Origin of the sequence: Azospirillum sp. (assembly GCF_035627195.1) — a bacterium.
GTDB lineage: Bacteria > Pseudomonadota > Alphaproteobacteria > Azospirillales > Azospirillaceae > Azospirillum.
In genome coordinates this window covers 1-13,149 of sequence record NZ_DASPMG010000194.1, presented here as the reverse complement: position 1 = coordinate 13,149, position 13,149 = coordinate 1, and the positions used below count along the sequence as shown (strand labels likewise).

The 13,149-nt window shown below is 67.8% G+C and carries 13 protein-coding genes; 2 read left to right on the top strand and 11 right to left on the bottom strand.

Annotation, left to right across the window (positions count from 1 at the left end; all coding sequences use genetic code 11):
• From VED21_RS17945 to dsrA, 4 genes are all read right to left on the bottom strand, one after another.
• Positions 1 to 213, bottom strand: a 213-nt coding sequence (locus VED21_RS17945) for a DsrE family protein (protein ID WP_324884476.1), incomplete at its 3' end; no start/stop codon positions are given.
• Between the two features lie 18 nt (positions 214 to 231).
• Positions 232 to 591, bottom strand: a complete 360-nt coding sequence (gene tusD / locus VED21_RS17940) for a sulfurtransferase complex subunit TusD (protein WP_324884474.1) — start codon at positions 589 to 591, stop codon at positions 232 to 234.
• Between the two features lie 15 nt (positions 592 to 606).
• Positions 607 to 1,686: a dissimilatory-type sulfite reductase subunit beta gene (dsrB, locus tag VED21_RS17935; RefSeq protein ID WP_324884472.1), complete on the bottom strand. Its 1,080-nt coding sequence runs from the start codon at positions 1,684 to 1,686 to the stop codon at positions 607 to 609.
• A gap of 33 nt (positions 1,687 to 1,719) precedes the next feature.
• On the bottom strand, positions 1,720 to 2,976 hold the full coding sequence (gene dsrA, locus VED21_RS17930; protein ID WP_324884470.1) for a dissimilatory-type sulfite reductase subunit alpha: 1,257 nt from the start codon (positions 2,974 to 2,976) through the stop codon (positions 1,720 to 1,722).
• A gap of 373 nt (positions 2,977 to 3,349) precedes the next feature.
• On the opposite strand from dsrA, the gene VED21_RS17925 reads away from it, so the two are divergent.
• Entirely contained in the window at positions 3,350 to 4,531 is a 1,182-nt protein-coding gene (locus VED21_RS17925) for a hypothetical protein (protein WP_324884467.1), read from the top strand.
• Between the two features lie 177 nt (positions 4,532 to 4,708).
• Here the strand turns inward: VED21_RS17925 and VED21_RS17920 are convergent, their stop codons facing one another.
• The 6 genes from VED21_RS17920 to VED21_RS17895 form a co-directional block, all read right to left on the bottom strand.
• Positions 4,709 to 5,653 carry a dimethyl sulfoxide reductase anchor subunit family protein gene (locus VED21_RS17920; protein WP_324884465.1) on the bottom strand — a complete coding sequence of 315 codons (945 nt, stop codon included), beginning with the start codon at positions 5,651 to 5,653 and terminating at the stop codon, positions 4,709 to 4,711.
• A 16-nt stretch (positions 5,654 to 5,669) separates the two neighbouring features.
• Positions 5,670 to 6,410 (bottom strand): 4Fe-4S dicluster domain-containing protein, encoded by a 741-nt coding sequence (locus tag VED21_RS17915; RefSeq protein WP_324884463.1) that lies wholly within the window; start codon positions 6,408 to 6,410, stop codon positions 5,670 to 5,672.
• A gap of 18 nt (positions 6,411 to 6,428) precedes the next feature.
• A complete protein-coding gene (locus tag VED21_RS17910) occupies positions 6,429 to 9,290 on the bottom strand; it encodes a molybdopterin oxidoreductase family protein (protein ID WP_324884461.1) in 2,862 nt (953 codons plus the stop codon).
• Positions 9,291 to 9,409: 119 nt separating this feature from the next.
• Complete coding sequence (locus tag VED21_RS17905; RefSeq protein WP_324884459.1) at positions 9,410 to 9,919, bottom strand: universal stress protein; 510 nt, start codon at positions 9,917 to 9,919, stop codon at positions 9,410 to 9,412.
• A gap of 5 nt (positions 9,920 to 9,924) precedes the next feature.
• Entirely contained in the window at positions 9,925 to 10,671 is a 747-nt protein-coding gene (locus VED21_RS17900) for a TIGR02186 family protein (RefSeq protein ID WP_324884456.1), read from the bottom strand.
• 3 nt (positions 10,672 to 10,674) lie between these two features.
• Positions 10,675 to 11,610: a sulfite exporter TauE/SafE family protein gene (locus VED21_RS17895; protein WP_324884454.1), complete on the bottom strand. Its 936-nt coding sequence runs from the start codon at positions 11,608 to 11,610 to the stop codon at positions 10,675 to 10,677.
• Positions 11,611 to 12,080: 470 nt separating this feature from the next.
• Between VED21_RS17895 and cobA the strand changes: the two genes are divergently transcribed.
• Positions 12,081 to 12,863, top strand: a complete 783-nt coding sequence (cobA, locus tag VED21_RS17890; RefSeq protein ID WP_324884452.1) for a uroporphyrinogen-III C-methyltransferase — start codon at positions 12,081 to 12,083, stop codon at positions 12,861 to 12,863.
• Between the two features lie 83 nt (positions 12,864 to 12,946).
• On the opposite strand, the gene VED21_RS17885 is transcribed toward cobA, so the two are convergent.
• Positions 12,947 to 13,149: DUF6967 family protein (locus VED21_RS17885; RefSeq protein ID WP_324884450.1), on the bottom strand; the 203-nt coding region annotated here is incomplete at its 5' end.

Below are 13,149 nucleotides of genomic sequence, written 5' to 3'. Positions count from 1 at the left end.
GGTGTTGGCGAAGTCCTTGGCCTCGATCCCGCCTTTGGCGTCCTGGCCCTTCTTCAGCTCGTACACGCCGTCGTCCAGGAAGCAGACGTGGACGTCCTGGTCGAACATCGCGGCGATGAGGATCATCTCCAGCACCTCAAGCGCGTAGATGGTGCCATGCGGCGCCTTGCGGTTGAGGTACATGAACTTCTTCATGACGGGTTCGTCGCTCATGGCTTCCTTCCTCCCCGCTCAGTCGCCGAAGGTCATGAGGCGGTCGGCGTCGATGCCGGCCTCCACGAGCTGGCCCAGGCCCGTGATGCGGAAGCCGGGCGCCAGCACCTCCTCCTTGATGCCGCGGCGCAGGCCGGCGGCGACGCAGACGGCGAGGTCCAGGCCGTGCTTCTCCGCCAGCGCCGACCAGCGCTTGACGATGTTGCGGTCGTCCTGCGGCGGGTCGGACAGCTTGTTCCCGTTCAGCACGCCGTCGTAGTAGAAGAAGACCCGCACCACCTCGTGCCCCATGTCGAGGGCGGCCTTGGTGAAGTGGTAGGCGCTGTCCGACGCCTGGTGGTTGTAGGGCCCCTCGTTGACGAGAATGGCGAACTTCATGGCTCTGCCCTCCCCTTAGAAGCGGAGCTGGGCCGAGGCGTTGAGGCTCGCGCGGCCGCCACGCCAGTTGTCCAGGTGGTACTTGGTGAAGGGCAGGCCGGTCAGTTCGAAGAAGCGCGCCCAGCCGATGCGGTCGATCCACTCGCCCATCCGTTCCCACGGCTTGGCGTTTTCCTTGTAGGCGTAGAGGATCTGCTTGACGATGCCGGCGGCTTCCGGCCAACGCGGGGCGTTGTTGGGGATGCCGGCGGCGACCAGCTTATGGAAGGTCGGCTTGGAGCGGGTCGAGGAGTGCTTGCCGCCCACCCAGATGGCGATCTTGGTGTGCACCGGATCGTTGATCTGCATCGGCGGGCACGGCGGGTAGCAGGCGCCGCAGCACACGCACTTCTTCTCGTCCACCTCCAGCGACGGCTTGCCGTTCACCAGCGCCGGGCGGATGGCGGCCACCGGGCAACGCGCCACCACGGCCGGACGCTCGCAGACGTTGGCGACGAGGTCGTGGTTGATCTTCGGCGGCTTGGTGTGCTGGACGTTGATGGCGATGTCGCCCTGGCCGCCGCAGTTGATCTGGCAGCAGGACGTCGTGATCTTCACCCGGTTCGGCATCTCCTCGTTTCGGAACTCCTGTTCGAGTTCGTCCATGAGGGCCTTCACCACGCCCGACGCGTCGGTGCCGGGGATGTCGCAGTGCAACCAGCCCTGGGTGTGCGAGATCATCGACACCGAGTTGCCGGTGCCGCCCACCGGGAAGCCCGCCGCCTCCAGCGCGTCGACCAGCGGCTGCACTTTCTCGAAGCTCGACACCATGAACTCGATGTTCGAGCGCACGGTGAAACGCACGTGCCCTTCGGCGAAGGTGTCGGCAAGGTCGCACAGCGTGCGGATGGTGTAGACGTCCATCTGGCGCTGCGTGCCGGCGCGCACGGTCCACACCGCCTCGCCGCTCTTGGCGACGTGGTGCAGCACGCCGGGGCGCGGACGGTCGTGCCAGGCCCACTGCCCGTAGTTCTTCTTGAGCAGCGGGTGCATCATCGGGAACGGGTCGGGCACGCCGCATTCGACGGTCTGGTGCACAGCCTCAGCCACGGTCATCGTTTCCTCCAGGATCCAGTCGGGCGTGCGCGGTTATTCGGCGGCGGCCGGCGACGCATGCCGGTCCTTCCACTTCTCCACCTCCTCCTCCCAGCCATCCATGCGGATGAAGGAGTTGGTGCGCGGGTGCGTGATCATGTTCGGGTCAAGCTCGATGCCCAGCGCCTCGACGAAGTTGGCCAGCCCGATGCGCTCGATCATCTCGCCGGTGCGCTCGTGCTCCAGGGCGTTCTCGGCGAAGAAGTCGACGATGTTCTTGGCCAGTTCGACCAGCTTCTCGTAATCCTCGTCCGTCTCCATCCTCATGAAGGGGACGATGATGGTGCCCATCAGGTCGCCGATCTTCAGCGTGCGCTTGCCGCCCAGCAGCACCGCGAGGCCGCGCTCCTTGCCCGGCTTCAGCGCCTTGGTCATGACGTTGAGGCAGTGCATGCAGCGCACGCAGCTCTTGTTGTCGACCTCCAGCGTGTCGTCGTCGTTGAGCGACAGCGCGTTGGTCGGGCACATCGTGATGACCTGGTCGATCGCCCATTTGCGCCCGTTCTTGGCGACGTACGCCTTCACCTCCTCCTGGTCGACCTGCATGTCGTCCTTCCAGGTGCCGATCACCGCGAAGTCGGCGCGCTGGGTGGAGTTGGTGCAATCGTTGGCGCAGCCCGAGAACTTGAACTTGAACTTGTAGGGCAGCGACGGGCGGTGCATGTCGTCGAGGAAGGCGTTGATCATCGTGCGCAGCGCCTTGGCCTCGTCGTAGCACGACTGCTCGCAGCGCGCGGCACCGACGCAGGAGACCGAGGTGCGCACGCCGGCACCCGCACCGCCCAGGTCGAAGCCCAGCTTGTTCAGCTCGTCGAAGGCCGGCTGGACGTTCTCCGTCTTGCAGCCCTGGAACATGATGTCGCCGGATTGGCCGTGCAGCGCGATCAGGCCCGACCCGTACTTCTCCCAGATGTCGCACATCTTGCGGAGCGTGTCGGTGGTGTAGTGCATGCCGGCCGGCGGCATGACGCGTAGCGTGTGGAACTCCGCCGACTCCGGGTATTCGGAGGCGACCTCCGAGAAACGCGGGATGACGCCGGCCCCGTAGCCCTTCACGCCGACGGTGCCGCCCTTCCAGTAGCCCTTGCGCGTTTCGTAGGAATGCTCCAGCTGGCCGAGCAGATCCTTCATCATGCCGGCGTACTGTTTGTCCTCCGACTGCGCCAGCCGCTTCAAACCGCTCACGAAGCTCGGCCAGGTGCCGTCTTCGAGCTGGTCCAAGAGCGGTGTCTTGGGCATTTCCTTCGACATCACGCGTTCTCCTCGAGCGTTGACACAGTTCCCCTCGCGCGGCGCGGCAGGGGCCGCGTCACGGTGTCGTTCCTTCGGTGTGCAGGGGGCGAGCGGCGCCGCGCCGTCAGCGTTGCTGCGGATCGCGGACGCAATTCCGGCGTCTGGTCGTCTTGGCCACCGTCGTTTCCTTCCCACACGCGGCCGGACGTTGCCGGCCCTTCTTATCGGTGCTTTCTTGGCTGCCGTCCGGCCCCCGCGGGCATTCCGTCAGGGCCGTACTTTATCAGCTCGTCATATGATGGAACTCTAATGCATAATGGTGGGGCACGCCAGCAGAAAATTCGCCCCCGCACTAGGGTCTTTCGCCCGCCCCCCTTTGGAGCCCGCCGCCATGACGACGCCACGCCTGTCCGACCTCCTCACCCTCGATGCGCAGGGCCGTCCGCGCCTGCGGCCGGAGGTGCACCCGCTGGACGACCTGCTGGACCGCGACGTCGACGGCGTGCTGGCAGCCTTCAAGGAGAGCCAGCGGCGCGACTTCCTCGCCACCGTCGGCGTGCTGGACGACCCGGCCCACCCGCTCAGCCGGCGGCTGGCGGAGGTCGGCGGCGCCGGCCTGGACGCGGCGCGCGTGCGCGACCTGTTCCTGACGCTGCACGAGCATGTGATGGAGCACCCGGTGTGGCGGCACCCGTTCTTCCGCCGGGTGTTCGAGGGGCGCATGACGCGCGCGCAGCTCGTCCGCTTCGCCGCCCAGTACCACAACCAGATCAAGAACACCCGCCAGTGCGTGGCCATGGCCATCGGCCGCTTCCACACCCTGGCCGAGCTTCCCGACGTGGCGAATCGGGAGCGCCTGTCGGAGTTCGTGCAGATCGTCCTGGCGCAGCTGGTGGCCGACGAATACGGCGTCGGCAGCCACGCGGTGGAGACCTACCCGACGCTTGCCCAGATGCTCGGCTCGACCACGCACATCGTCATGTACGGCCAGCTGTTCGACGGCTTGGGCGTGCCGCCGGCGGAGCGCAATCCGCCCCTGCTGCACGGCACCGCCGACAACGTGCTGACCCAGCGCCTGCTGGCCGGCGATCCCGCCTTCACCCCGCTGGAGGCGCTGGCCTCCGTCGGCCTCGGCATGGAATGGGGCGTGCCGGAGTTCTTCAGCCTGCTGCTGGGCGGCATCATCCGCTGGGCCCGCGAATCGGGCGAGCCGCTGACGGCGGATCACCTGCACGTCTTCATCGCGCACGTGCGCTACGACGTGATGCACGCCATCGCCGTGACGCTGATGACGGCACTCTTCGTGCGCAACGATGCGGACGTCGCCCGCGTCAAGGCCGCCACCAACACGCTGATGAGCGCCCGCTACGGCATGATGAGCGGCATGTACAAGGACGTGTTCGGGGAGGACTGCGCCGGACCGCGGGACATCGCCCTGGAGGCGCGCTACGCCCTGCCCGACCGCCGGATCGAGGCGGCGCTGAAGGCGGCGCGCCCGCGGGTCGCCCGGGGAACGGTGGTCGACGAGGAAGAGTACCGGCACAAAGAAGACGTGCCGTTCGTGTTTGCGTAAGGCGCCCAAAAGAAACCAGTCCCTCCCCCGCCTCCGGTGGGGGAGGTTAGGAGGGGGCAAGGTCTATCCGGCAGACCACGGCCTTACGGATTCTTGCGCGCAACTTGCCCCCACCCTTCCCATGCTGTGCATGGGTCCCTTCCCTCCCCCGCCGGAGGCGAGGGAGGGAGAGATTTGCTACGCCGCCATGCCGTAGTACAGCATGCTCGTGTGCCGGGCCTCGGCGAAGAACAGCCAGCGCTCGACCACCACGCCCAGGCCGGCGCTGAGCACCGCGCCCGCCGCCGCCAGCGTGCCCGCCACGCCGCCGGCCAGCGCCGCGGCGATCGCCAGCACGAACGGCACCACGAACAGCGCCAGCAGCGCGATGCGGCGCAGCTTGGCCGCGTGGTCGCGGGCGATGCGGAAGCCCATCTCCTTCATCAGGAAGTTCTCTTCCGTGTGCGGCATCTCCAGCAGACGCACGGTGCCCAGGCGGCCCAGCCCCGTGGCGGTGCCGAGCGTGCTGCGCGGGCGCGTGGTGTCGATGTGGCGCCAGTACGCCGCCTTCACCGCCCACCCTGCCGCCACGGCCAGCACCGCCAGCCAGCCGAAGGCCGCGTGGTACACGCCGAAGGCCCGCGTCACCAGCACCAGCAGCAAGGCCCCGGTCATCAGCCCCAGCACGAGGTAGGACGGGGTGACGAACACGTTGTGCCACTGGCGGATCGGCTTCAGGCTGGCGTAGATCATCGACGTGCACCAGACGGTCAGCCCGGCCAGCACGGCGGCCAGCGCCCCCATCCAGCCGAAGAAGCCCTGCGTCGAATTCAAGAACACCCAGCCGATGCCGAACAGCCCGGCCGGGATGAAGGTGAGGATGGCGAGCACGCCCTCCCGCGCCAGCCAGGAGGAGCGCCACTGCCGCATCGCGCCCAGGAACCGCTCCGGCCGGCCGAGGTGGCCGACGGAGGACAGCAGCCCCCCGGCGATCAGCGCCATGGCGAGCCCGACGCCGACGACGCCCAACCAAGTATCGGCCGGCAGCAGGCCGGATGCGGCGAAGATGCCCAGCAACGCCAGCAGGCCATAGCCGGCGCCCGACGCGGTGGTGAAGAAGATGACCGAATAAGCGGGATGCATGGTTCCGTCCCCCTCCTCAACGCGACAGCATCTGATCGACCCAGCGCAGGAAGCGCCCGGGCTTGCCGGCGGCGTCCGCCTTGGGCAGCGCCGCGGCGTCGCCCTGCGGGCGCTTGCCCGGCCGTGGCGGCAGGTAGCGGCTGGTCGGCTGGTAGCCCAGCTCCGGCAGCAGTTCCATGCCGCCGCGCTCGGCCGTCAGCCGCGAGACGTTCGAGTTGGGATCGTTGAAATCGCCGAAGTGGCGCGCCTTCGACGGGCAGGTGGCGACGCACGCCGGCACCCGGTCCGCCTCGGCCAGGTTCTTGTTGTAGATCTTGTCGATGCAGAGGGTGCATTTCTTCATCACCCCCTCCACCTCGTCGAACTCGCGCGCCCCATACGGGCAGGCCCAGGAACACAGCTTGCAGCCGATGCACTTGTCGTGGTCGACGAGCACGATGCCGTCCTCGGCGCGCTTGTAGGACGCACCCGTGGGGCAGACGGTGACGCAGTCCGGGAACTCGCAGTGCATGCAGTTCTTCGGGAAGTGGACTGTGCGACCTTCCCCCTGCTCGCCCACTTCGAACGTGTGGACGCGGTTGAACCACACGCCGCGCTGTTCGGCCCGGTAGGCGTTCACGTCGGTCAGCGGGGCGGAGTGGCCGCTGGTGTTCCACTCCTTGCAGTTGGTGGCGCAGGCGTGGCAGCCGACGCAGGTGTCGAGGTCGATGACGAGGCCCAGGCGCTTGGGGCCGCGGTTTTCCGGCAAGCTGGTCATGCGCGTTTCCCCAATTCCTCAGCGGCCACGGTGGCTCAGGTCGGCCCCAAAGCGGTTCACCTCCGGCGCCGGCTCCAGGCCCGGCGGCAGGGGCAGGTCCGCGAATTGCGGCTCCGACACCTCCTCCTCCCCCGGCGCGCATTTCTCGATGCGCACCCGCAGGTCGAACCACGACGCCTGCCCCGTCACCGGGTCGGAGTTGGAGAAGCGCCGCCCGTCCGCCTCCGGTGGCAGCAGCTCGCTGATCAGGTGATTGAGCAGGAAGCCCTTCTTCGCCTCCGGCGCGTCGGGGGCGAGGTTCCAGGAGCCGGCGCGCTTGCCGATGGCGTTCCAGGTCCAGACCGTGTTGGGGTTCAGCCCCTCCATGAACTTGGTCTGCACCTTGATGCGGCCGTGGTGGCTCTCCACCCACACCCAGTCGCCTTCGGCCAACCCGAGCTTCGCCCCCATGGCCGAGTTCACGTACAGCTTGTTACGCCCCAGGATCTGCCGCAGCCACGCGTTCTGCGATCCCCAGGAGTGGTACATGATCATCGGCCGCTGGGTCAGCGCGTGCAGCGGATACTTGTTCGTATCCGCCATCGCCTCTTCATAGGGCACGTACCAGATCGGCAGCGGGTCGAAGACGGACTTGATGCGCTCGCGCAGGCGGTCCGGCGGCTGCACCGCCCCGTGCCCCTCGGCGGCGAGGCGGAACTTCTGCATCGGCTCGGAATAGAGCTGGAGCACGATCTGGTCGGCGTGACCGATGAAGCCCATGTGGACCGCGAAGTCCAGATAGTCCTTGTTGGCGAACTTGTAGAACTTCTGGCTCGGCTCCAGGTGGTGCGCCCAGAAGCACTCGTTCTCGATGTATGTCTCAAGCTGCCTCGGGTTGACGGCCCCACGCCCCACGCCCGTCCCGTCCTCGCCGCGCCAGCCGGCCAGCGGGCCGATTCCGGGCGTGCGCTCGTGGTTGACGATGTAGTCGGGGTAACCGCCGGGGAACCTGGCCGAGCCGTCCTCCTTCACCATGCCCGGCAGGCCCAGCCGCGCGCCCAGGTCGAGCAGCACGGTCTGGAAGGCGCGCACGTCGCGGTCGGGCTGCACCACCGGCTGGCGGATGGCGTCGGCCGGCCCGTCCGCCTCGCAGATCGGCCGGTCGAGCAGCGAGATGCAGTCCCACCGCTCCAGGTACGTCGTGTCCGGCAGGATCAGGTCGGCATACGCCACCATCTCCGAATAATAGGCGTCGGAATAGATGATGCGCGGGATCTTGTACTCACCGGTCCCGGGGTCCTTGTCGGTGAGCATCTCGATGATGCCCTTCGTGTTCATGGTCGAATTCCAACTCATGTTGGCCATGTACATGAAGAGCGTGTCGATGGGGTACGGGTCGCCCTTCCACGCGTTGGTGATGACCATGTGCATCAGCCCGTGCGCGGAGATCGGCGCCTCCCACGAATACGCCTTGTCGATGCGGATCGGCGTGCCGTCCGCCTCCACCAGCAGGTCTTCCGGCCCCATGGTGAAGCCCAGCGGCATGCCGCCCAGCGGCTTGCCCGGTGCCACGGTCTTGCCGGCCGGCTTCTGCCCCGGCGGGATGGGCTTGGGGAACGGCGGCTTGAAGCGGAAGCCGCCCGGGCATTCGACCGATCCCAGCAGCACCTGCAGCACGTGGATGGCGCGGCAGGTGTGGAAGCCGTTGGTGTGGGCGGAGATGCCGCGCATGGCGTGCATCGCCACCGGCCGGCCGATCACCTTGTCGTGCTTGCGCCCGGCCCAGTCGGTCCATTCGATGTCCAGCTCGATGGTCTGGTTGAACGCCACGTCGGCCAGTTCCGCGGCGATGCGCCGGATGTCGGCCGCCGGCACGCCGCAGCGCTCCGCCACCGCGTCGGGCGCGTACTGCGCGTCCATGTAGCGCTCGGCCAGCAGCTGGAACGACGGCACCGCCGTGCGCCCGTCGGCCAGCGTGAACTCGCCCACGATGGCCGGCGCCACGTCCGGCAGCTTGGCCGACACCAGCGTCCCGGCCTTCGCGTCCCAGCACAGCGGGTTGCCGTCGGCGTCGCGGGCGAACAGGCCGTGGTCGGCGGCACCCGGATCCTGGATCACCAGCCACGGCGCGTTGGTGTAGCGCACCAAGTAATCGATATCGATCTTGTCGGCGTGCAGCAGCTCGTGGATCAGGGCCATGACGAACAGCCCGTCGGTGCCCGGCCGGATGCCCACCCACTCGTCCGCCACCGCGGAATAGCCGGTGCGGATCGGGTTGACCGACACCACCTTGGCGCCGCGCGCCTTCAGTTTGCCCAGGCCCGTCTTGATGGGGTTCGAATCATGGTCCTCGGCGACGCCGAAGATCATGAAGTACTTGGCGCGGTCCCAGTCCGGTTCGCCGAATTCCCAGAACGACCCGCCGATGGTGTAGAGCCCGGCCGCCGCCATGTTGACCGAGCAGAACCCCCCGTGCGCCGCGAAGTTGGGCGTGCCGAATTGTGCGGCCCACCATCCGGTCAGCGACTGGCTCTGGTCGCGCCCGGTGAAGAAGGCCAGCTTGCGCGGGTCGGTGTCGCGGATCCGGCCCAGCCAGCCGCCGGCGATGGCCAGCGCCTCGTCCCACTCGATCTCCACGAATTCGGCCTTGCCGCGCTCCCCCACCCGCTTCAGCGGCTTGCGCAGGCGGGCGGGCGAGTAGTGCTGCATGATGCCGCTGGAGCCCTTGCCGCACAGCACGCCCTTGTTGGTGGGGTGGTTCTTGTTGCCCTCGATGTAGCGGACGAGCCCGTCCTTCAGGTGCACCTTGATGCCGCAACGGCAGGCGCACATGTAGCAGGTCGTGAACTTGACCTCGTCGTTGACCTTTGGGGACAGCTCGATCTCGGGTTCGCTCAGCATCGTCTTGCGCTTCCTATCCGAGGTGCCTGCCGCATGCGGAAGGGCTAATTTAGTTCAACCTGTTTTTATTGGGCATGGTCCGGCTCCGCGTCGCGGCGGCGCCTACCTTACCATTTCACTCAGGTAATCGCTTCCAGCTCGTCGCGCGTCAGCGAACCGGGCACGATGGTGACCGGCACGCGCAGCTTTCCGGCGTGCTTGCTGGTCAGATGCGTGATCAGCGGCCCCGGCCCTTCCGACTTGGCGCTGGCCGCCAGCACCAGCACGGAGATCGACCGCTCCTCGTTCACCAGCTTCAACAGCTGCTCGGCCCGCCCGCCCTCGCGGATGAAGTAGGTCGGCATCTTGCCGGAGCAGGACTTCACGCGTTCCGACACGATGCTCAGCGTGATCTCCGCCTCCTCGCGCGCCTCCTGGCGCATGACGTCGCCCACGCCCATCCAGTTGCCGATGTCGGCGGCCCCGTTGTCGTCCGGCTCGATCACATAGAGAAGCGCCACGCGCCCGCCGGTGTGGGCGGCGCGCCGGCAGGCGTACAGGATGGCGACCCCCAGTTCCGGGCTGTTGTCGACCACCACCAGGAAGACGCGCTCGTTGCCCTCGGATGCGTTCAATTCGGGTTCGGTCATGGGGATCAGACCTTTCGGAAGACGATGCCGGCCATCCATCCCGCCATGACGGACAGGACGATCGCAAGGGCGCCGTAGGCCGCGGCGTATTCATTGGCGAAATAATGCACCTGGGCGCCCATGCCGACCTTGCTGACGACCAGCGGCGTGTCCTTGGCGCTGATCACCTTGCCGTCCTTGACCAGGTAGACCATGGCGCGGAACTCGCCCACCGGCACGATGGCGGGAAAGTGCACGTTGGCGCGGAACAGGCGCGGCCCCTGGAAACGGATGCCCGCTTCCTCGAAGTACAGCCCCTGGTCCTTCTTCAGGCGGAACAGCGCCTCCTGGAAGCCGGCGACGGCGTCCGGCGGCGCCTTGGCGTCGGCCGGCTGCGGGCACAGCGCGTCGAAGCCGATGCCGTGGTGCGCGGCTTCCGCCGGGTCCAGGATCTCCTTCAAGGGCTTGCTGGACAGCACGGCGTAGAAGCTGGGCACGTCGCGGAACGTCATCCCGTCGGCGTTCAGCCAGATGCCCATGTGCCGGTCCTTGCGGCGGATGGTCAGGTCCGACTTCGGCCCCGACACCACCATGACCACGTCGCCCTCCCCCTGCGTGGCGCCGAACAGCAGCAGGTTCGATCCCGTGAAGCCGGTGGTGATGGCGATGACGTGGTCCGACAGGTCGGCGTCGATTTCCGGGTGCGCGGCCCGCGCCGGCCCGGCGGCCACGGCGCAGGCCAGCGCCAGAAGGGCGAGAAGGAAACGGCGCATGGCTCAGTGCCCCCCCACCCTGGCGGCGTAGGAGTACAGCTCGTCCGGCTCCAGGATCAGGCCCAGCGCCATCTTGAAGCACACCGCCAGCACCAGCGCCGCCAGCCCGATGCGCAGCTGCTCCGCCTTCAGCTTGGCGCCCAGCCACGACCCGACCTGCGCGCCGATCACCCCGCCGATCAGCAGCATCAGCGCCAGCATCAGGTCAACCGTGTGGTTGCTGACGGCCTGCAGGAACGCGGTGTTGGCGGTGACGAAGATGATCTGGAACAGCGAGGTGCCAATCACGACCTTGGTCGGCATGCCGATCAGGTAGATCATCGCCGGCACCATGATGAAGCCGCCGCCCACCCCCATCAGCGCCGACAGGACACCGACCAGCGCGCCGACGCCGAACGGCATGATCGGGCTGACCACCAGGCGGGAGCGGCGGAACACCATCTTGCCCGGCAGGCGCTGGGCGAGGCTGATCTTGTCGCGCGGGCGCAGGTCGGCGGGCGTCCCCTCCGGCACGTTGCGGGCGCGCAGGACGGAGCGGATGCTCTCCACGAACATCATGCTGCCGACGATGCCCAGCACCACCACGTAGAGCAGCGCGATCACCACGTCGATCTGCCCCAGGCTGCGCAGCCAGCTGAAGATCTGCACCCCGACGAAGGACCCGGCGAGGCCGCCCAGCAGCAGCACCGCGCCCATCTTCACGTCCACGTTGCCGCGCCGCCAGTGCGCCAGCACGCCCGAGACGGAGGAGCCGACGATCTTCATCGCCTCGGTGGCGACGGCGACGGCCGGCGGCACGCCGATGAAGATCAGCGACGGCGTCATTAGGAAGCCGCCGCCCACGCCGAACATGCCGGTCAGGATGCCCACGCCGGCGCCCAGCGCGATCGGCAGGAACATGTTCAGCGACATCTCGGCGATGGGGAGATAGAGGTTCATGGTCCGGAACTCGATTCTCGGAAAGGGGCGATACGGGAGCGGCCGCAAGCCTTGGCGGCGGCGTCAGCGACTTCGCTGGCGCGCGTCCCGCCGGTCGCGGACGTGCAGGCATCCCCTCGCGCGGCCGGTGCGGACCGGCGCCTTCCTGAGCATGATTTCCATCCCTTCCAAACGTGCCGATCCCCGCCGCGCCCGTCCGGCGGCATGCCGTCCGGCGCGTGCGGCCGCGCCCCTTATTAGGGTCTTCGATATTAGCAGCTTCGAATGGACAACTATTAATGCGACGGACGGTCCGGGCGCAAGACCGGATTTCACCTGCGGGTATGCCGGCAACGAAATTTCGCGATTATCCGCCCCCTGCACCATCCGCGACCCCCTGGACAGCGCATCACGACTCGTTCATATTAATCATTTCTTATATGAGACGCGCGGGCAACGCGCCAGCCAGTGCGGCATTGGGGGATGGAAACATGGCTCAAGGGTGTGTCTACCTCGTGGGCGCCGGCCCCGGCGACCCCGACCTGCTGACCGTCAAGGCGCTGCGCCTCATCCAGGGTGCCGAGGTGGTGGTCTTCGACCGCCTCGTCAGCGACGAGATCCTCGATCTCATCCCGACGGGCACCACGCGCATCTACGCCGGCAAGGCGCTGAACCGCCACGCCATGCCGCAGGACGAGATCAACGCCCTGCTGCTGAACCTCGCGCGCGCCGGGCGCCGCGTGGTGCGCCTGAAGGGCGGCGACCCCTTCACCTTCGGCCGCGGCAGCGAGGAGGCGGAGCACTTGGCCCGCCACCACGTCCGCTTCGAGGTGGTGCCCGGCATCACCGCGGCGGCCGGCTGCAGCGCCTACGCCGGCATTCCGCTGACGCACCGCGGGCTGGCGACGGGGGTGCGCTACGTCACCGGCCATCTGCGCGACAACAACGAGTTGGACCACGACTGGGCCCGCCTCGTGGACGGCGACACGACGCTGGTCTGCTACATGGGCCTCGTGACGCTGCCGGAGATCGTGCGCGGCCTGCTGGACGCCGGCCTGGACCCGGCGACGCCTGCCGCCGTGGTGCAGAACGGCACGACGCCGCGCCAGCGCCATGTCCTGGCGACCGTCGCGACGCTCGCCGACCAGGTCGCCGAGGCCGGCCTGAAGTCCCCGGCTACGATCATCATCGGCAAGGTGGTGGCGCTCGCCGACACGCTGAACTGGTTCGCGCCGGGCGAGGTGCACATCGAAGAGGTCCGTAGGTTGGGTTGAGCCGCAGGCGAAGCCCAACGCATCCGCAACACGCAGGGCGTTGGGCTTCGCTGGCGCTCAACCCAACCTACGCTTCAGCCCATTCACCCCCCGTCCCGATCGACCCCATCCACCATCTCGACCCCGTCCGTCCAATCGTCGGTCAGCGCGCGCAGGCGGGCGATCGCGCGTGCGTCGAGGTCGACGATGGTGAAGCGCTTGCCCTCACGGATGCGCAGGCGCAGCAGCTTCAGGCCGCTGTCGTAGGCCACCTCCTGCACCACCATCTCCTTGCCCCAGGGCAGCG